This is a genomic window from Acinetobacter sp. MF4640 (genome assembly GCF_002018895.1).
Lineage (GTDB): Bacteria > Pseudomonadota > Gammaproteobacteria > Pseudomonadales > Moraxellaceae > Acinetobacter > Acinetobacter johnsonii.
Window position 1 is genome coordinate 20,255 of the sequence record NZ_MVOM01000009.1, and the last position, 17,682, is coordinate 37,936.

Annotated in this window: 21 protein-coding genes; 13 read left to right on the forward strand and 8 right to left on the reverse strand. The window is 39.2% G+C overall.

Features of this window, described 5'->3' with window-relative positions; all coding sequences use genetic code 11:
• Positions 1 to 200: 200 nt before the first annotated feature.
• Positions 201 to 506, forward strand: a complete 306-nt coding sequence (locus tag MF4640_RS04525; protein WP_078388835.1) for a putative quinol monooxygenase — start codon at positions 201 to 203, stop codon at positions 504 to 506.
• A gap of 72 nt (positions 507 to 578) precedes the next feature.
• On the opposite strand, the gene MF4640_RS04530 is transcribed toward MF4640_RS04525, so the two are convergent.
• Entirely contained in the window at positions 579 to 1,298 is a 720-nt protein-coding gene (locus tag MF4640_RS04530) for an SDR family NAD(P)-dependent oxidoreductase (protein WP_078388836.1), read from the reverse strand.
• Between the two features lie 693 nt (positions 1,299 to 1,991).
• Here MF4640_RS04530 and MF4640_RS04535 point away from each other — a divergent pair.
• The 3 genes from MF4640_RS04535 to MF4640_RS04545 all read left to right on the forward strand — a co-directional run bounded on the left by MF4640_RS04535 (position 1,992) and on the right by MF4640_RS04545 (position 4,075).
• Positions 1,992 to 2,261, forward strand: coding sequence for a YARHG domain-containing protein (locus tag MF4640_RS04535; protein WP_004697032.1), 270 nt, complete (start codon positions 1,992 to 1,994; stop codon positions 2,259 to 2,261).
• A gap of 30 nt (positions 2,262 to 2,291) precedes the next feature.
• Entirely contained in the window at positions 2,292 to 2,705 is a 414-nt protein-coding gene (locus MF4640_RS04540; RefSeq protein ID WP_004697031.1) for an HIT family protein, read from the forward strand.
• A gap of 272 nt (positions 2,706 to 2,977) precedes the next feature.
• A complete protein-coding gene (locus MF4640_RS04545; protein ID WP_078388837.1) occupies positions 2,978 to 4,075 on the forward strand; it encodes a porin in 1,098 nt (365 codons plus the stop codon).
• Positions 4,076 to 4,178: 103 nt separating this feature from the next.
• Here the strand turns inward: MF4640_RS04545 and MF4640_RS04550 are convergent, their stop codons facing one another.
• Positions 4,179 to 4,799, reverse strand: a complete 621-nt coding sequence (locus MF4640_RS04550) for a YidB family protein (protein ID WP_062032773.1) — start codon at positions 4,797 to 4,799, stop codon at positions 4,179 to 4,181.
• 107 nt (positions 4,800 to 4,906) lie between these two features.
• Positions 4,907 to 5,374, reverse strand: coding sequence for a DUF6231 family protein (locus MF4640_RS04555; protein ID WP_004697025.1), 468 nt, complete (start codon positions 5,372 to 5,374; stop codon positions 4,907 to 4,909).
• 34 nt (positions 5,375 to 5,408) lie between these two features.
• On the opposite strand from MF4640_RS04555, the gene MF4640_RS04560 reads away from it, so the two are divergent.
• Positions 5,409 to 6,278 carry a DUF2797 domain-containing protein gene (locus MF4640_RS04560; protein WP_078388838.1) on the forward strand — a complete coding sequence of 290 codons (870 nt, stop codon included), beginning with the start codon at positions 5,409 to 5,411 and terminating at the stop codon, positions 6,276 to 6,278.
• Between the two features lie 82 nt (positions 6,279 to 6,360).
• Here MF4640_RS04560 and MF4640_RS04565 read toward each other — a convergent pair whose 3' ends face one another.
• The 3 genes from MF4640_RS04565 to MF4640_RS04575 all read right to left on the reverse strand — a co-directional run bounded on the left by MF4640_RS04565 (position 6,361) and on the right by MF4640_RS04575 (position 9,266).
• Positions 6,361 to 8,226 carry a SurA N-terminal domain-containing protein gene (locus MF4640_RS04565; protein ID WP_078388839.1) on the reverse strand — a complete coding sequence of 622 codons (1,866 nt, stop codon included), beginning with the start codon at positions 8,224 to 8,226 and terminating at the stop codon, positions 6,361 to 6,363.
• A 131-nt stretch (positions 8,227 to 8,357) separates the two neighbouring features.
• A complete protein-coding gene (locus tag MF4640_RS04570; protein ID WP_004697018.1) occupies positions 8,358 to 8,630 on the reverse strand; it encodes an HU family DNA-binding protein in 273 nt (90 codons plus the stop codon).
• Positions 8,631 to 8,798: 168 nt separating this feature from the next.
• Positions 8,799 to 9,266, reverse strand: a complete 468-nt coding sequence (locus tag MF4640_RS04575) for a phasin family protein (RefSeq protein WP_078388867.1) — start codon at positions 9,264 to 9,266, stop codon at positions 8,799 to 8,801.
• Positions 9,267 to 9,459: 193 nt separating this feature from the next.
• Between MF4640_RS04575 and MF4640_RS04580 the strand changes: the two genes are divergently transcribed.
• The 8 genes from MF4640_RS04580 to fdx all read left to right on the forward strand — a co-directional run bounded on the left by MF4640_RS04580 (position 9,460) and on the right by fdx (position 15,648).
• Positions 9,460 to 10,107, forward strand: a complete 648-nt coding sequence (locus tag MF4640_RS04580) for a hypothetical protein (RefSeq protein ID WP_078388840.1) — start codon at positions 9,460 to 9,462, stop codon at positions 10,105 to 10,107.
• Between the two features lie 113 nt (positions 10,108 to 10,220).
• Positions 10,221 to 10,694, forward strand: coding sequence for an Rrf2 family transcriptional regulator (locus MF4640_RS04585; RefSeq protein ID WP_004697011.1), 474 nt, complete (start codon positions 10,221 to 10,223; stop codon positions 10,692 to 10,694).
• A 1-nt stretch (position 10,695) separates the two neighbouring features.
• A complete protein-coding gene (locus MF4640_RS04590) occupies positions 10,696 to 11,913 on the forward strand; it encodes an IscS subfamily cysteine desulfurase (protein ID WP_004697009.1) in 1,218 nt (405 codons plus the stop codon).
• Positions 11,914 to 12,017: 104 nt separating this feature from the next.
• Positions 12,018 to 12,404 carry a Fe-S cluster assembly scaffold IscU gene (gene iscU / locus MF4640_RS04595; protein ID WP_004697007.1) on the forward strand — a complete coding sequence of 129 codons (387 nt, stop codon included), beginning with the start codon at positions 12,018 to 12,020 and terminating at the stop codon, positions 12,402 to 12,404.
• A gap of 36 nt (positions 12,405 to 12,440) precedes the next feature.
• Entirely contained in the window at positions 12,441 to 12,761 is a 321-nt protein-coding gene (gene iscA, locus MF4640_RS04600; protein ID WP_004697006.1) for an iron-sulfur cluster assembly protein IscA, read from the forward strand.
• 119 nt (positions 12,762 to 12,880) lie between these two features.
• Positions 12,881 to 13,396: a Fe-S protein assembly co-chaperone HscB gene (hscB, locus tag MF4640_RS04605; RefSeq protein ID WP_004697004.1), complete on the forward strand. Its 516-nt coding sequence runs from the start codon at positions 12,881 to 12,883 to the stop codon at positions 13,394 to 13,396.
• A gap of 37 nt (positions 13,397 to 13,433) precedes the next feature.
• Positions 13,434 to 15,293 (forward strand): Fe-S protein assembly chaperone HscA, encoded by a 1,860-nt coding sequence (gene hscA / locus MF4640_RS04610; RefSeq protein WP_078388841.1) that lies wholly within the window; start codon positions 13,434 to 13,436, stop codon positions 15,291 to 15,293.
• A gap of 16 nt (positions 15,294 to 15,309) precedes the next feature.
• Positions 15,310 to 15,648: an ISC system 2Fe-2S type ferredoxin gene (gene fdx, locus MF4640_RS04615; RefSeq protein WP_004697000.1), complete on the forward strand. Its 339-nt coding sequence runs from the start codon at positions 15,310 to 15,312 to the stop codon at positions 15,646 to 15,648.
• A 74-nt stretch (positions 15,649 to 15,722) separates the two neighbouring features.
• Here the strand turns inward: fdx and MF4640_RS04620 are convergent, their stop codons facing one another.
• Positions 15,723 to 17,186 (reverse strand): adenylate/guanylate cyclase domain-containing protein, encoded by a 1,464-nt coding sequence (locus tag MF4640_RS04620; RefSeq protein WP_058869684.1) that lies wholly within the window; start codon positions 17,184 to 17,186, stop codon positions 15,723 to 15,725.
• A gap of 58 nt (positions 17,187 to 17,244) precedes the next feature.
• Entirely contained in the window at positions 17,245 to 17,679 is a 435-nt protein-coding gene (locus tag MF4640_RS04625; protein WP_004696995.1) for an HIT domain-containing protein, read from the reverse strand.
• Positions 17,680 to 17,682 lie beyond the last annotated feature (3 nt).

Below are 17,682 nucleotides of genomic sequence, written 5' to 3' on the forward strand. Positions count from 1 at the left end.
TCTCCAGTCTAGTCATTTTGATTTAAAACTATGGAGTTAATCCAAGGTCAATATTTTTACTGCCCACTTTTATAATGAATTAAGACTAAAGATTGTTTTGAGCTTGATTAATTTTATAGCAGAGTTCTGTATACTCAATTAATTCAGCACATATACTTTCTGTATAAAAAAAACCGAATTAAATTTAGGATAAACAATTTATGCTCAAAGTCATTGCTCAAGATTTTATTAAACTAGAACATCTTGATAGAGTCATGCCTTTATATCGTGAACTTGTAGAAAAAACAAAAGCCGAACCAACATGTATATCCTATGACCTATTTATTGATCAGAAAGACGTTGGGCATTTTATATTTATTGAAGAATGGCCTGATCGCGCTGCGCTAGATGCGCATTGCGAAACGGAGCATTTTAAAAGACTAGTACCGTTGATTGACCAATACCAAAGAGCTGCAGGAACCTATATATTGATGGATGAGCTTTCACACCAAAGTAGCTTCACCTAGATTGAATATGGTATCGAAAAATTAAACTATCCGATAAATACGTCCATGTAAAATTACAGCCAAACATCTCGATTAAATATTTTCATCTTTCATTGCAGGCATGAGAATTTCTTTAACACAAGATGCATTACTGGTAGAGATGATAAATTTTATGGCTAAAATAACATCGGACAAAGGAATTAAAGTATGCTTGGTTTCTGCCAATACAGTTGCGGTTGGAACATCTGCTTCATATTCTGTCGCCAAATACCCTAGATTTAAAACACTCACCCCAATCAGGTCGTTACGCAAAATCTCCCGCAATGATTGAGCAATTCCACGCAAAGCATATTTCGTTGCAGAAAAGACCAACTCTTTGCCATTATGATTATCTACACCCCATGTAGAACCAATCAATATGACTTTAGCGTTATCCGATAACTTTAAATTTTCTATCAAGGACTGCAGAGACTGAATACAGGTATTAATGTTTGTATTTAGAATGGTATTTAACTCGGCAGATGAAACCTCTTCAAAGTTATAATTCTCTGTAAAAGCATTATTTTCCCAAATTCCAACATTATAAATAAGAACATCTATTTTCTCTTCTTTGACTGCTTTTTTTACTTTATCCACCGCCTCTTCAGGAGTAGATAAATCTGCACAAATCCAATTCAATTGAGCATTATTTTTAGGAATAGAACGAGAGACACCATAAACTTTATCCTGAGCTTCAGGCACTAAGTTTACAATCGCTTTGCCTAAGCCTCTACTTGCGCCATAAATTAGAAATGTTCGACCTAAACCATTCATATTTTAATTCATCCTTTCATAACCAACTGCATAATGATTTAAACTTAAGTTAAGTTTAAATCAAGCTTTATTCATCATTTTATATTTTACTCGATGGTTTATATTTAGCTCTTAAAGGCTATAATTCTCTAATCCACAGAAAATAAATTACATTTCCATAATTTATTTTCCACCCACTTATTTTGAGTAGATCCCCAGCACAAGGCATTTAATAATAAAATAGCAATAAATGAAGTTTTTAGACTGTCTAAAACAAGCATGCAAAAGAGTCCATTTAAGACAGAAAATATTATTAAATGATAATGATGCATAAGTACTTAATTCAGAAAAAATGAATAACTTAAAAAATTCATTGCTAATCGTATAAAAATACCTGAAATAGCATTTGAGATGAGACGAACATTAAAGGTTAAAAATGCTGACATACCGAAGCACTGTGACCCTCTCAATAAAATTTAAAATGTTAGAGCCTAAGAAAAGTTGTAAAAATAGACTAAATTACATAAAAAACTGAAATATCCATTTCTATCTGGAATTTGAAAAGCTATTGATATATATAAATTTTATGTATTATATGCAGTAATTATGAAGTAAAATTACAATTGAGTAAGAACTCACCATTGAATAAACAGAACAAACCCCTATAAAGTAATAGCGTGACTACATACAATGTTACAAACTGAGGAAATTCTCATGAAAAAGTTGACTGTAGCGGTTTTTGCCAGTCTTGCAACATTAATCGGGGCGCAAAGTTTTGCGGCATCACCTGAGCAAGAGTGTCAAAAATTAAAAGATGATCATGATGTCATTTATGCATCTAAAGGTTTCTGTTTTAAGGACCCTGAAGCGAAAGCAAAATTTGGCAATGATAATTGCTACACCACTAAACCGAAATTCTCTGAAAAAGAGCAACAACGTCTTGACGCCATTAAAGAACGTCAAAAAGAATTAAACTGTAAGTAAATCAGTTTAAGCGAAACTTAAGGAATAGACATGGCTTACGATGAGCAAAACATTTTTGCACGAATTTTACGTGGTGAACTTCCAGCCATTAAAGTATATGAAGATGACCAAGTTCTTGCATTCATGGATATTATGCCTCAAGCAGACGGTCATACTTTAGTCATACCCAAGACACCTGCGGTGACTTTACTCGACCTCCCTGCCGATGCTGCTGCCTACACCATTCAAGTGGTACAAAAAGTAGCAAAAGCCATTGAAGTCGGTTTGGATGCCCAAGGCATTGTCCTCATGCAGTTGTCTGGAGCTGCTGCTGGCCAAACCGTTCCCCATGTACATTTCCACCTCATTCCGAGTTCGGTACATGAGCTAGGTAAGCATGCATTACAGATGGGTGATCAAGAAAAAATCAAAGCACAAGCAGAAAAAATTCGCGCTGCTTTGTAATTCCACCTATTCAATCAAGGAGCTTCGGCTCCTTTTTTTAGGTCTAAAAGTAAATAGAATCAATAATCTAAGTTCTCAAAATCAAGCTTAACAATTTATCTCGGAAATGCATTTGACATTGGATTGTTTAATATTTTTGTAATATTCCCTTAATATTAATGACTTATTTGTAATCAATAATGAGCGCCAAGAGACAGAAGTCTGATGAATAAAAAGACGACTGAATAACCTTTTATAGACGAATCAACAAAAAGTCTTTCTTGGAGCTACACATGAAAAAAACACTTTGCGCATTAGCAGTTGGGGCAACTTTACTTACACCAGCTTTAGCGATGGCTGCTGACGTAAAAATTTATGGCCGTGCGCATGTTTCTTTAGACTATCTGGATGATGGCGCTGACTATAACGAAGTTGGAATCTCTTCAAACTCTTCACGCTTAGGTTTCAAAGTAGAGCAAGAACTTGAAAATGGCATGACTGTATTTGGTCAAATTGAGCAAGAAGTTAACTTCGCAAGCGGCTCTGCTGATGATAAAGGCGTAGATTTTGCAACACGTGATACTTTCGTAGGTTTAAAAGGTGGCTTCGGTCAAGCACGTGTAGGTCGTTTTGACAGCCCATTCAAGGCTGCACGCGGTCCAATCAACTTCTTTGGTGACATGGTTGGTGACGTACGTAACGTAACACGTGTTGGTGATTTGAAGTTTGATGAGCGTAATGACAACACTATTGAATATAAATCACCTAAATTTGGTGGTGGCTTCAATGTACTTGCAGCACTTTCAATGCACAAGGGTACATCTATCGCTAAAGATGGAACAACAAAAGAAGGCGTTGAGGACAATAAAGCTTACGATCTAGCTTTAACTTACAAAGAAGGTAATGTCGACTTTGCAGCAGCATATGAGAAATATGAAGACAACTCTGCAACGACATCGCAGAATGTTTCATCAACAGGAATTAAAGCTGAACGCGATGCTTTCCGACTAGCTGGTTCATACAAAATCACACCTGATTTTAACCTAGGTGCAATGTATCAAATTGCTCAATACGATCATGATGATCTAAGTGATTTTGATGCTCAAGTATTCGGTATTGCAGGTGAATACAAACTTACGCCAAAAACAGCTCTACGTGGTGAATACTTCTACCGTGATGTCGATGCTGATGATGCAAATTCAAGTTTAGTTGCAATTGGTGTTGAGCACCGCTTGGATAAAGCAGTACGTGTTTATGCCAACCTTGCAACCATGCTAAATGATAAGAATGCTAATCTTACTCCATGGAAAGAGGGCCGCTCATACTCTGTTAGTGGTGAAAAAGACGAAAATGCTACAGCACTTTCTTTAGGTTTCCGTTACGACTTCTAAGTTAACGCTCCCCTAAAAATTAAAAAACACGCTTCGGCGTGTTTTTTAATTTAGAATTTTAAGTAATAAAACAGCCATTCTATGATAGCTTTTTATTTCGGATTTAGCGCTTTAAGAAACCTGAAACCAAGTTTAATACCTGTTGAATATCCGCGTTGGCTTCTTGAGGATTAGTTTGTCCTGCTTGCGGGGTGAGTGAGTCAATAATTTGCGGTAACACTTGTGAAATAGCACTATACACATCTTGTTTAGGTGCATTCGCTTGCTCTGCAACTTGCTCCACCGCGGCATCATCAAACAAGTTTTGTACTTGCTCTGGATTTACACTAGCATTTTCTCCAGGTCCTGTAGAAACCCAGTCCTCAACCTGACTGCTTAAACCTTGCCCTTTGAGTTTATCTAAAGCTGCCTGCAAGCCACCTTGCTGCTGAATCCATGCCAAAATCAAAGGCAACACCGCAATCAATAAACTTTTTCCACCGCCTGCGAATCCTGAGTTCTGCGAGTTTGGCGCCTGCTGCGACTGCCCACCAGTCAAACCACCCAACACCGAGCCTAAAATATCACCCAGACCACCCTGTTGTGTTTGGCCTGTACCACCCGCTCCAAGTTGTCCAAGCACCGAACCCAAAATTCCACCCAAACCACTTTGTTGGTTTGACTGTTGCTGACCGCCCATGGCCTGCTTTGCTAAAATTTCTATAATATTATTCAGGTTCGTCATCACTTTATCCTTTCTAGGTTTTTAAACAGCATACGATGTTTAAAAAAACCCTATAGAGATAAATTGTTAATTTTTGCTATGAATGGAAAAATACAGTCGCAGTCGAATCACCAACGGAATTTATTCCAGTTTTCAGGATTCGCCCAAAACTTTGAATTAAACCAGTCAGGCACATGCTTATAGGTCAAAATATTAAATTGCCATAAAGCAAAGTCTTTACCATGCGTCGTTTTATCGATTAGTTGAGTAAAACCTAAAGCACGAAGTAGTTGTTCATCCTGCAATTGACTCACCACCACAATACGCTTTGCCATCAAATCTCTTAAACGCACCAATAGTTGTGATTTTTGTTGTGAGCTTATATTTTGCATTTCTGCTGTGTCAAAAAGCACAAAACCTAAATCATAGCGCTGGGTAAAAGGCAGACTTAAAAAGTCAGATACGCTAAAATATTGCCATTGAATAGATTGATGATGATTTGGGCTTAGATCCTGCCCAATGCACAATGCAGTTGAAATAGGCTGTTCTTGAGATAAATCGTCTAGCATAGAAGTAATGACGTTCAGTTCAGCCATAACCGCATCCTTAATATTGAGTGAGTAATTCTGTATGGAACTTCAAGGCATTTGCCATAAAATGCATATAGGTCTTAAAGACCTTAGTGTAACTGATCAACATACACACAAGGCAAATGTTGAATATAAATTTATCCTAGATCGTGCAGAAGTTGACCTTCCTTTTAATTTGGGTCAAGAAATCGAGATTGAATGGACTGGTAAAATCTTCTGTGTTTCATGTGGTGCGAAAACATCTAAATCGTTTTCGCAAGGCCATTGCTTCAAGTGCTTTAAAACCAAAGCCTCTTGTGACATGTGCATTATGAAACCTGAAACCTGTCACTACCATTTAGGCACCTGCCGCGAAGATAGCTTCGCGCATGAAGTTTGTTTCCAGCCACATATTGTCTATTTAGCTAACTCAAGTGCCCTAAAGGTTGGGATTACACGGATTAGTCAAATGCCAACCCGTTGGCTCGATCAAGGTGCAACTCAAGCACTCCCGATTATAAAAGTCGGTTCGCGTCGCCTTTCAGGCCAACTCGAAATTATGTTTGGGACACAAGTGGCAGACAAAACCGATTGGCGTAAATTGCTCAAGGGCGAAGCAGAACCACTCGACTTGATTGAAGTTCGCGAACAACTCATCGAAGAATTTGCACCTAAAATCCAAGCCATTCGTGAGGAATTTAGTCAAAACCTTGAGTTCAATGAAACAGTTGAGCTTTTGAATACTGAACTGCCACGCGAGTTTGTTTATCCAGTTGAGCAATATCCTGAGAAAATTAAATCCCACAATCTGGATAAAACCCCAGTTATTCGCGGTAAGTTACAAGGAATTAAAGGTCAGTATCTGATTTTAGATACAGGCGTGATTAATATTCGTAAATATTCAGGTTATGAGCTCAAAATTCGTGCCTAAGCTTGTTTATCCTTAAATAAAATTTGTTTATCTACACACATAAAAAAACCTGCACGAATGCAGGTTTTTTTATGTCATACGATTATTTAATTTTTGCATGTGCTTTTATGTATTGCACATAATCTTCAGCTTCTTGCTGACCACGAAGTTGTTGATATAACTTCGAAAGCTCAGCCAATTGCTCATCCGTCAACGCACTAGACGTCGTCTTGTTTACGTTTGATACCGCTACCACCACCATTTCTGTTGGCAATAATGCTGTTGTTACAGACCACTGTCCTGCTTTTGGTGCCGCTTGGCTAAACGCCGCACGCTCAACTGCACGCGGTAAACCTTGTGAACGAATAAACACTTGCGGTGCAGTAAAGGTCAAACCGCTCTTGGCAACTACTGATGCCGCTGGTTGAGTTTTAAAGTCTTTTAAACTTTGAGCAATTTTGGCTTTAGCAGCATCATAAGCTTTTTGTTCAACCAATTTTGCTTTCACACGTGGTGTTGCTTCTTGAAACGTTTGGACACCTGCCGCATGATAATCACGTACTTTTGCCCAAACCACATCCCCATTTGGAAGTTGAATGCTGCTGGTCGCGTTACGATCACCGTTTTTAACGTCATCATTAAACAGTTTCACTTTCACCGCAGCATTACTTAATACAGGATGCTGTGTAGATAAGGTCATCCCTTTCACAGTTTGAACTTGTACACCTTTAACTTCTTGAGACACCACATCTAAAGCATCTGAGTCTACAACCAGTTCATTTAAGCTGTTTACAGTATCAGAGAATGCATTGGCTGTTTTATTCTTTTGAACTTCCGCAGTCAAACGTGCTTTTTCATTTTCAAAAGATGGCAACTTAACAGCTGGCGCATCAGTTTCAATGACATGGTAACCAAACTCAGTTTTGATAGGTGCTGACACTTGACCTGATTTAAGCGATGCTACAGCTTGGTCAAAAGCATCACCAAAAGTGCCTTTGTTATAAACTGCTAAAGCACCACCATTCGCTTTAGATGCAGTATCTTCAGAGTATTGAGCCGCAGCTGCTGCAAAGCTTGTTCCTGCTTTAATTTTTGCCACAACTTCTTCTGCACGTTTTTTCGCTTCAGCATCTGTACGTGCATCCGTCGTAATCAGAATATGTTTAACCAAAGGCGCAACATTATCTTTTTGTGCTTCAACAAACTGTGTATAGGCTTGCTGCAACTCCGCATCTGTAACAGGTGAAGCAGCAGCAGGAACATTGGCTGGTGTTAACAACACATAGTCAACATCTACACTTGCCACTTGTTTAAACATAGCTGGGTGTTGTTTGTAATAGTTTTCAATCTCTTGTGCTGAAACCTTGACGTTCTTTTTATATTCATCAAGATTTACATTGGCAAACTGCACAGTACGCTGTTCTGTTTGTAAGTTAGCAATTTGTTGAATATCTAGTTTACTCACCAATGCATAATCAACAAAAGTCGAACGCATCATTTTTAATGCATGGTCTTGACGTAAGTTTGCAACGAGCGCATCACTACTCATACCCACAGACTGCAAATAGCTTGAATAACGCGTTTCTGAAAATTTTCCATTTTCTTGAAAACTTGGCTGTTGAGCAATCATCTGTTCAATTTGAGTATCACTGAGTGAAATGCCCAGCTTTTCAGCCTGTTGCAATAACAAAGTATTAGCAATCAGTTGGTCCATCGCTTTATCTTTAATAAAGCTTTGGTTGAGTAAAGTTTCATCCCCATTGGCATAAGCTAAGAATTGTTCTTTAAAGGAAGCGGTTAAGGTCTCTAATTCCTTTTCAGAAATATCTTGGCCATTGACTGATTTTACAGCGTCTTTTGATCCGCTACTAAAATATCCTTCAATACCTACAAGTGCTAAAGGGGTCAAAAACAAAATGAGCAAAGCTTTGCCCAACCAACCCTTAATAACTTTACGAAAAGATTCCATAAGTATTCCAATATTTTATTTGCCCGAGATTTTAACTGAAAAGCAGCAATGAATGAATGTGTTATCGACACATTTTCTAATGTTTAATAAAAAACGCGCCGAAAAGGCGCGTTTAGTATTTATTTAAAAGATTAAGCAACAGAATCTTTTAAACCTTTACCAGCTTTGAAGCTTGGTACTTTGCTTGCTTTAATTTCTAAAGTAGCACCAGTTTGTGGGTTACGGCCAGTACGTGCAGCACGTTCTTTCACGTTGAAAGTACCAAAACCAACAAGTGTAACTGTATCACCAGACTTAAGCGCTTCAGTGATTGAAGCAATTGTAGCGTCTAAGGCCTTACCAGCATCAGTCTTAGACAATCCCCCTTTCTCTGCAATTGCATCAATTAATTCTGATTTATTCATGTGGATCGCGTCCTCTTAATATCGTTTATTTAAGGTCCAAAAATTTAGTATAAATTACCGTAACGCCTTTATAGCAATGCTTTAGGTGAAAACGCAATACTCTGTATATGCTTTTTTGGAAAATAAATCACAAAAAAACGTTGAAAAAGGTACAAAAGCACAACCAGATCACTTTTTATTCACTTTTTCGTTTAACTTCTTATTTTCTTCAATCAAAACATCGATTTTATCATTCAGTTGAAGAATCAGGTTTTCTAAGTACTGAATATCTTTAACCGTGACCAATCCAATCCGGTTTAAGGAGTGATTTACCCCACGATCCACGATCTTCTCAACCTTATCTTTAGTATCCGTCACCGATTCACGCGCTTTTTCAGATACCTTTTCAACCGTTTGGTCAGCAATCTCTGTTGTTTTAGATTCTAACTCTTCGCCGACTTGGACCAACGAGTCAAATAATTTATTCCCCTCTTCCTCTGCACGTGAAAAAGCACCCAAACCGGCCAACCAGATTTGCTTGGTATACTTTCTAAAATCTAAACTATTTTTACGGTGAAAATGATGCTTAGTTTTTGTTTTTTTTAGTGTTTCATCTTCTTGCGAAATATCATCTAACTTTATATCTGCTTTTTCCATTAGCACCATCTCCTGCATGATTTATGTGCAAAAACATCCAAAAAATCTTATAGATTGCACTATACTAGCAAATATTAGACTTGATCGATTTGTAAAACTGTTCTACAAAGCATCTTTATTACATTTTTATTTTTAAGTCTGAAGTTTTTGCGAGCAGGATGCTCATTTCAGGTCAGGATTTAGGTTACTACTTATGAGTGATTCTCAAAAAGAACACAATCAAACACATATGCTACTCACTATGGTGATGATTGTTCTTGAGACGATCTTTTCTCTTATTTTAAAACACGACCGTGTGGTTGCACTTCACTGTAAAAAGTTTGTTGAGCAAAATATTGCGATTAAAATAAATAGCTACCTACCTTATTTTGACTTCTATATCACCTTTACCGCTCAAGGTGTTTTATTTGACGCAAAAGCACCTGAAAAACCGGTCGACCTAGATGTACGCACCACATTGATGGATTTAATTAAAATTTTCGTCTTTGGAAACCGTCGTAGTATTAAAACTATGCGTATTGATGGTGACATCACCTTAAAAGATGAGTTCCGAGATTTAATTTTACATTTTAGTGCACCTAAAGTTCTTGCCGATTGGAAAAACTGGTTAACTGAACCAACTGATCCACAAAATATCGTTGCATCCAAAAAACGTATTGCACCTCTTTTAGAGAAAATTGAAGAACAACGTTCTAAAATCAACACTCTACAGGTTGAAGTGAAACAATACAAAAATCGTATTCGCCGTATCGAGCAACGTCAAAAACGTATAAATGTCACATTTTTTGTGTTTTCTATACTTTTGATTAGCTTATTGCTATATAATATTTGGCTTGCATAACTACATAATATTTCAAGCAAATTAAATACGCACAATCCCTATTAAAAAAACTTGACTATTTTAGTCAGGATTCTTAAAATCAGCACATCTAGTCTAATCATGTGTATCGAATCATGCGCTTAACAACTCGCGGACGCTACGCAGTGACTGCTCTACTTGATTTAGCTTTGCAGCCAACTGAACAAACGATCACGCTTGCAGAAATTGCAGCTCGTCAAACTATCTCTGTTGCTTATCTTGAGCAGTTATTTGCGAAATTAAAGCGCCACGGCTTAGTTTCTAGTATTCGTGGTGCCAACGGTGGTTACCATTTAGCTCGTCGCGCTGATGAAATCACGGTATTAGCAGTTATTGAAGCTGTAAACGAAACAGTTGATGCCACTCGCTGTGACCATAAAGGCAACTGCCAAAATGGCGCAATGTGCTTAACTCACGATTTATGGCAAGAACTCTCCCATCACATTGCCGACTATCTCGCTAAAATCACTCTTGCTGACCTTGTAGCACGTGACAACGTTCAAAAAGTTGCCATTCGCCAAAACACAGCACCTTCAGATTCAGCCCTTTTATCGGTAACAGGTATTTGACATGAAACGTCCAATTTATCTTGATTATGCAGCAACAACTCCTGTAGACCCGCAAGTCGCTGAACGCATGATGGAATGTCTGACATTTGACGGCACATTTGGCAACCCAGCATCTCGTTCTCATGCTTACGGTTGGCAGGCAGAAGAAAAAGTAGAATATGCACGTGAACAAGTTGCGAACTTGATCAAAGCAGATCCACGCGAAATCGTTTGGACTTCAGGTGCAACTGAATCAGACAACTTAGCTCTTAAAGGCGTAGCACAATTCTATGCGTCTAAAGGCAAGCACATTATTACAAGTAAAATTGAACACAAAGCTATTTTAGACACTTGCCGTGAGCTTGAGTCTGAAGGTTTTGAAATCACTTACCTTGAGCCACTTCCAAACACGGGTTTAATTACCCCTGAAATGGTTGAAGCAGCTATTCGTCCAGACACTATTCTTGTTTCACTTATGATGGTAAACAACGAAATTGGTTCTGTGACTGATGTTGCGGCAATTGGTGAAATTACTCGTGCACACAAGATCTTCTTCCATGTCGATGCGGCGCAAGCTGCAGGTAAAGTTGAAATTGACCTTTCAACCATGAAAGTTGACCTTATGAGCTTCTCTGCTCATAAAATTTATGGCCCTAAAGGTATTGGCGCACTCTATGTACGTCGTACTCCACGTGTTCGTTTAAAAGCGCAAATGCATGGTGGTGGTCATGAACGCGGTATGCGTTCTGGTACACTTGCAACACACCAAATCGTTGGTATGGGTGAAGCATTTGAACTTGCAGGTAAAAACTTAGCTTCTGAACAAGCACGCATTCGCGTACTTCGTGACAAGCTTTGGAATGGCTTACAAGACTTAGAACAAATTTTCTTAAACGGCCACCCAACACAAAACGTTGCGAACTACTTAAACGTAAGTTTCAACTTTGTTGAAGGTGAATCGTTAATGATGTCGTTGAAAGACGCTGCTGTATCTTCGGGTTCAGCTTGTACTTCAGCAACATTAGAACCTTCTTATGTATTACGTGCACTAGGTTTGTCTGACGAACTTGCGCACAGTTCAATTCGTTTCAGTTTTGGTAAATACACCACTGAAGCAGACATTGACCATGTACTTACAGTGACGCGTTCTGCGGTCGAGAAACTTCGTGAACTTTCTCCACTTTGGGACATGTACAAAGACGGTATCGACCTTTCTACAGTTGAGTGGGCTGAACACTAATTTTTCCTATTGAAGTCATCCACATACTGGAGGGCTTCATTGAAAAATCAAGTTTTGACCCCATATTTAATATTAACGCTGACCCCGAGGTTTGGAGACGCATCATGGCTTATAGCGAAAAAGTAATTGATCATTACGAAAACCCTCGTAATGTAGGTGTATTAGACAAAAATGCTGAAAACGTAGGTACAGGTATGGTCGGAGCACCTGCATGTGGCGACGTTATGCGTTTACAGATTCAAGTAGATGACAACGGTGTGATTGAAGAAGCACGTTTCAAAACTTATGGTTGTGGTTCTGCTATTGCATCTAGCTCTTTAGTGACTGAATGGCTAAAAGGCAAAACTTTAGATCAAGCTCAAGCGATCAAAAACATTGATATCGCAACTGAACTTGCTCTTCCTCCAGTAAAAGTACACTGTTCGGTACTGGCTGAAGATGCTATTAAAGCTGCTGTTGAAGACTACCGCAGCAAAAAATCTAAAGCTTAATTGCTTCGCATTTTAAAGAAAGATTAGGGAGTTTTCATGATCAACTTAACTGAAAATGCTGCAACTCATATCAGCAATTATTTAAAAAATCGCGGTAAGGGTGAAGGTATTCGCGTTGGCGTGAAAACTTCAGGCTGTTCTGGTTTGGCTTATGTGCTTGAATTTGTCGATTCAATCGATGCACATGACACCACCTTTGAGCAGTTTGGGGTGAAAGTATTTGTAGACCCAAAAAGCTTGGTTTATCTCGATGGTATGGAGATGGACTACGTGAAAAATGGTTTAAACGAAGGCTTTGAGTTTAACAACCCAAACAAAAAAGGCGAATGTGGCTGTGGTGAATCCTTCACCGTATAACAGTTCATCAACTTGCCTTTCAACATTAAAACAGTGTGTATCACACTGTTTTAATTGCATTTACATAGAGTGTTTTTGCTTTCGCAATGACCCCCAATTTAGCGCGGAATCCCTCTCCTATGAATCATTTTGAGTTGTTTAACCTCCCAGTAGCACTCGATATTGATTTAGCAACCTTAAAATCAGAATTTTTAAAGTTGCAGCAACAATATCACCCAGATAAAGCTCTCGATAAAGATCAAGCCCTCATAAAATCAAGTGAGATCAATCAAGCATTTAAAGTTTTATCTCAGGTTGATAGCCGTGCAGGATATTTATTAGGATTAAAAAAACAAGATTATCATCTTGATCAATCCATCAATGATTTTGAATTTCTCCAGTCTGCCTTAGAAATCCGTGAACAACTTGATGAAGCACGTTCAGCAGATGAATTACAATCACTCAAATTAGACGTTCAACAATGGATTGATGGTTTAGTCCGCGAATTCAAAATTGATTTTGAAGAGGAAGATTGGGCTGAGGCACGTGATGATGTCCGCAAACTTCGCTTCTTTGTAAAAGTCATGCATGACATAGATAAAGCTGAAGATCGTTTTGAAGATGACGATAGCTTTGATTTAGATGATGAATTTTAACTTATTTTTAATTTTTGACGCTCAAAGGATGTAACACATGGCTCTCTTGCAAATTGCAGAACCTGGACAATCAAGTGCGCCACATGAACACCGTATTGCCATTGGTATCGACTTAGGTACAACTCACTCTCTAGTTGCAACTGTACTTTCAGGCAAAGCAAAGGTTTTGCATGATGAACAAGGTCGTGTCTTACTCCCATCGATCGCGCATTATGGTGTAAACCAAACCCAATATGGCGACGAAGCGAAACCATTTTTGACTGCCGATCCTAAAAACACCATCGTTTCAGTCAAACGTTTTATGGGACGCTCTAAAGCCGACATTAAATTTCAACACCCCTTCACTTTAGTGGGTGAAGATAATCAAATGCCTGCTTTTGAAACTGCTCAGGGCCGCAAAACTCCTGTTGAAGTATCCGCTGAAATTTTAAAGCAACTAAAAGATCGTGCTGAAGCGAGCTTAAAAAATGAAGTCAATGGTGCAGTGATTACCGTTCCCGCATACTTCGATGAGGCTCAACGTCAAGCAACACGCGATGCCGCACAACTTGCGGGTTTAAATGTACTACGACTTTTAAATGAGCCTACTGCTGCTGCAGTTGCGTATGGTCTGGACCAAGAAACCAATCTTGCGCATGATCACAACTATGTGATTTATGACTTGGGTGGCGGTACCTTTGACGTTTCAATTTTACGCTTTTCACAAGGCGTGTTTGAAGTGTTAGCAACGGGTGGCCATACCGCATTAGGCGGTGATGATCTTGACCGCTTAATCGTAAAATGGGCGAAAAAAGAACTCAACATTGAGCAGTTCGATGACACTGAATATGCACACGTTTTAGTTGCTGCACGTAAAGCTAAAGAAGCTTTAACCGATGCAGAAAGCGTTCATTTACAAGTCCTAGAGCACAGCTTAACGCTTGATCGTGCGACATTTGAAGGCATTATCAAAGTTGCTTTAGATAAAACAATTAGTGTGTGTAAACGCGTCCTCCGTGATGCGAAGCTTGAACTCAGCGACATTCAAAACGTGGTTTTGGTCGGTGGCTCAACTCGCTCTTATGCTGTACAAAACGCTGTACGCGATGTATTCGCTCAAGAGCCATTGTGTACCATCAACCCAGACGAAGTTGTTGCTATCGGTGCATCGATTACAGCCAATCAGCTGATTGGAAACACAGCCGATGGCGCATTACTGCTTGATGTAACACCGCTTTCTCTAGGCCTAGAAACCATGGGTGGCTTGGTTGAACGTCTTATTTCACGTAATACCGCAATCCCAGTTGCACGTCGCCAAGAGTTCACCACCTACCAAGATGGCCAAACCGCGATGCTGATTCATGTGGTTCAAGGTGAGCGTGATTTGGTTGAGCATTGCCGTAGCTTAGGTCGTTTTGTCCTTCGCGGTATTCCACCAATGACTGCGGGTCAAGCGCGTATTGAAGTAACCTTCCAAGTGGATGCCGATGGCCTACTGACAGTTTCAGCTAAAGAAACAACCTCTGGCGTACATGCACAAATTGACATCAAACCATCATATGGTTTGGCTGATAGTGACATGGAGCGCTTACTGCTTGATGGTTATAAGTTTGCTGAAGAAGATAAAAATCTTCGTCACTTACAAGAAACCAAAGTTGAAGCAAAACGCGAACTCGAAGCTTTAGAGCAAGCCCTAAAAGTGGATGCTCACCTGCTCACGAATGAACAACAAGTTGCATTAAATGCGGCCAAAACTTCATTAGAAGCAACACTTGAAACAACAGAAATCAAAGCAATTGAATCTGCTGTTGAACAGCTTAAAATACACAGTGATGCTTTTGCAGCAGCACGTATGAATCAGCATATCGATGCAGCGCTGAAAGGCACAAAACTCGACGACTGGTCAAACTCAAACTAATTTATAGGTAAAGACTATGCCACGTATTAAAGTTCTCCCACATGCGCAAATCTGCCCAGAAGGTGCTGAGTTTGAAGTTGAACAGAATGCGAATCTATGTGAAAGCTTACTGAAAAATGGGATCAAGATTGAACATGCGTGCGATATGTCCGCTGCATGTACAACCTGTCACGTTGTAGTACGTAAAGGCTTCGACAGCTTAGAAGAAATGAATGATGTTGAAGCAGACCTCCTAGATCGTGCTTGGGGCTTAGAACCTGACTCTCGCTTGTCTTGCCAAGTGAAGTTAGTGGATGAAGACTTAGAAGTTGAAATTCCTAAATACACAATTAACCACGCGTCTGAAAATCACTAATTTTCAAAGCATAAAAAAGCCACTCATTGTAGTGGCTTTTTTACGAGTCTCGCTTTGTATCTCATCCTATCAACTTAATGATATTCATTTTTTTGAACAGGCTCTATTACTTCATCTTCAAGATTAAGTTTGACGATACCCTGCGAGTTGGTCATCTTCTGTTGGGTTTGAATGCGTTGAATCATTTTTTCTAAGACTTGAATTAACTGCGGATATTCAAAATTTTGCACTTCATCTAAGTTCAGCAGTAAATGAAACCCTTTATATTCATAATCAAACCAGCGTTGATAGTCTGATTTTTGCGAGGTATATTTTTCAACGACTTGCCACGTCTTCACAGCACCTTTAATCCCCTTAAGGAAAATTGGCGCTTTCGGTGCACAAAGATAATCATTTTTTACTAAATTATGTGTATCGTCCGAAATTAAGATTTCATCCACTTGCGCTGCACTTTGTAAGCGTGCAGCAAGGTTTGCATCACGACCAACAATGGTATAAGCCATACGGTGCGATGCGCCATAGTTCCCTACGTGGCAATACCCTGTAGAAATTCCCATACGAATATGCAATGGTGGATAACCCATTTTCACCCAACGTTCGCGCAGGATTTTCATTTGCTGACGCATCGCCATAGCCATTTCCAAACAGTTTTGAGCATCACGCTCTACACCTTCAGAATTAGGGTCACCAAAGAACACTAAAATTGCATCCCCCATGAATTTATCCACAGTACCTTCATATTGCTTCGCAATCTCGGTCATGTGTTTTAAATAATCATTGAGTAGGAATGCTAAATCATCCGGAATTAAGCTTTCAGAAAGCTCTGTAAAACCCTGAATATCTGAAAAGAAAACTGTCAGTTTCTTACGCTTGTATTCAATTTTCGCTTCAGACTCACCCTTCATAATCGATTGCCACAACTGAACTGGTGCATAGCGACTCAGCTGATTGGCAAACTCCATATAACGGTTCATCTGATCGAAATAGTGATTTTTGCGGCGGTATATGTCTTGCATTTGGTTGCGCTGATAATAGCTACCCACGCCAAAATAAGTGGTGAGGCACAAAAAACCCAATACGATCAGTTCGGTACTGGTAGCCTCGAAATACTCACCAAAACCGAAGACAAAGATAATTGAGATATAAAAGACAACCACCCCAATCAGGCTGGCCAAAGACACCATCAAAAAAGAAATTTTATTGCTAATAGCCGTGTAAAGCATAGCAAAAATGGTTAAAAATGTGAGTACGATACTGAGATGTACAGCGGCTAAAATGATCGCAGTAATGACAATATCAATAACAAACATTACACCGCGTCGCATCTTATTATTGAAGCGATAACCTAACCACCTTGAAAATGGGGGGGTGATCAATAATACAATGAGCAACAGCAGCGGCACGTAAATCTGATATTGAGTATCTGCCATCGTATAATGATAGACGATGGTTATTAAAGACAGCATGCCATATCCCATCGCACGATGGAAATACACAAATTGTTTGGGCTCTTTAGATAACCAATGATCTAATGGCACTGCTCGTTCCCCATTATGCGCACGATCAAATCATCCCTGATTTGATTTCTCACGTGTATTAGTCCATACGCCAATCGAATGGCATATCACCTTGGCCACGTAGTGCAAGCATTAAAGTTTGACGCATATGCGCAAGCACTTCATTGCTATAAGGAACAGCGGGAGTACCCCAAACTGGTTTTGGCCATGCGACGTCGTTTTGATAACGTACAACATGGTGAAAATGGAGCTGCGGAACCATATTACCTAAAGCAGCAACATTCATTTTGTCAGCACGGAATACACGAGCCAATTGGCTTGATAACCAGCTTGACTCACGTAAAAACTGTTCTTGGTCGGCTTGACTGAGTTCATATAACTCAGTGATGCCTGGCACGCGTGGAATTAAAATTAACCACGGAAATTGCATATCATTCATTAAGCGACATGTTGAAAGTGGAAAGTCGCCTACAAAAAACGTATCTTGAGCAAGTTGTGGATGCAAACTAAACATATC

What these genes read in the sequence shown, in the direction of transcription:
- iscA (WP_004697006.1), top strand. Translation starts at nt 12,441, where the DNA reads ATGATCAACTTAACTGAAAATGCTGCAACTCATATCAGCAATTATTTA.
- iscU (WP_004697007.1), top strand. Translation starts at nt 12,018, where the DNA reads ATGGCTTATAGCGAAAAAGTAATTGATCATTACGAAAACCCTCGTAAT.
- MF4640_RS04565 (WP_078388839.1), bottom strand. Translation starts at nt 8,226, where the DNA reads ATGGAATCTTTTCGTAAAGTTATTAAGGGTTGGTTGGGCAAAGCTTTG.
- MF4640_RS04550 (WP_062032773.1), bottom strand. Translation starts at nt 4,799, where the DNA reads ATGACGAACCTGAATAATATTATAGAAATTTTAGCAAAGCAGGCCATG.
- fdx (WP_004697000.1), top strand. Translation starts at nt 15,310, where the DNA reads ATGCCACGTATTAAAGTTCTCCCACATGCGCAAATCTGCCCAGAAGGT.
- MF4640_RS04560 (WP_078388838.1), top strand. Translation starts at nt 5,409, where the DNA reads ATGGAACTTCAAGGCATTTGCCATAAAATGCATATAGGTCTTAAAGAC.
- MF4640_RS04545 (WP_078388837.1), top strand. Translation starts at nt 2,978, where the DNA reads ATGAAAAAAACACTTTGCGCATTAGCAGTTGGGGCAACTTTACTTACA.
- MF4640_RS04555 (WP_004697025.1), bottom strand. Translation starts at nt 5,374, where the DNA reads ATGGCTGAACTGAACGTCATTACTTCTATGCTAGACGATTTATCTCAA.
- MF4640_RS04530 (WP_078388836.1), bottom strand. Translation starts at nt 1,298, where the DNA reads ATGAATGGTTTAGGTCGAACATTTCTAATTTATGGCGCAAGTAGAGGC.
- hscA (WP_078388841.1), top strand. Translation starts at nt 13,434, where the DNA reads ATGGCTCTCTTGCAAATTGCAGAACCTGGACAATCAAGTGCGCCACAT.
- MF4640_RS04535 (WP_004697032.1), top strand. Translation starts at nt 1,992, where the DNA reads ATGAAAAAGTTGACTGTAGCGGTTTTTGCCAGTCTTGCAACATTAATC.
- MF4640_RS04570 (WP_004697018.1), bottom strand. Translation starts at nt 8,630, where the DNA reads ATGAATAAATCAGAATTAATTGATGCAATTGCAGAGAAAGGGGGATTG.
- MF4640_RS04540 (WP_004697031.1), top strand. Translation starts at nt 2,292, where the DNA reads ATGGCTTACGATGAGCAAAACATTTTTGCACGAATTTTACGTGGTGAA.
- MF4640_RS04525 (WP_078388835.1), top strand. Translation starts at nt 201, where the DNA reads ATGCTCAAAGTCATTGCTCAAGATTTTATTAAACTAGAACATCTTGAT.
- MF4640_RS04580 (WP_078388840.1), top strand. Translation starts at nt 9,460, where the DNA reads ATGAGTGATTCTCAAAAAGAACACAATCAAACACATATGCTACTCACT.
- hscB (WP_004697004.1), top strand. Translation starts at nt 12,881, where the DNA reads ATGAATCATTTTGAGTTGTTTAACCTCCCAGTAGCACTCGATATTGAT.
- MF4640_RS04575 (WP_078388867.1), bottom strand. Translation starts at nt 9,266, where the DNA reads ATGGAAAAAGCAGATATAAAGTTAGATGATATTTCGCAAGAAGATGAA.
- MF4640_RS04585 (WP_004697011.1), top strand. Translation starts at nt 10,221, where the DNA reads ATGCGCTTAACAACTCGCGGACGCTACGCAGTGACTGCTCTACTTGAT.
- MF4640_RS04590 (WP_004697009.1), top strand. Translation starts at nt 10,696, where the DNA reads ATGAAACGTCCAATTTATCTTGATTATGCAGCAACAACTCCTGTAGAC.
- MF4640_RS04625 (WP_004696995.1), bottom strand. Translation starts at nt 17,679, where the DNA reads ATGTTTAGTTTGCATCCACAACTTGCTCAAGATACGTTTTTTGTAGGC.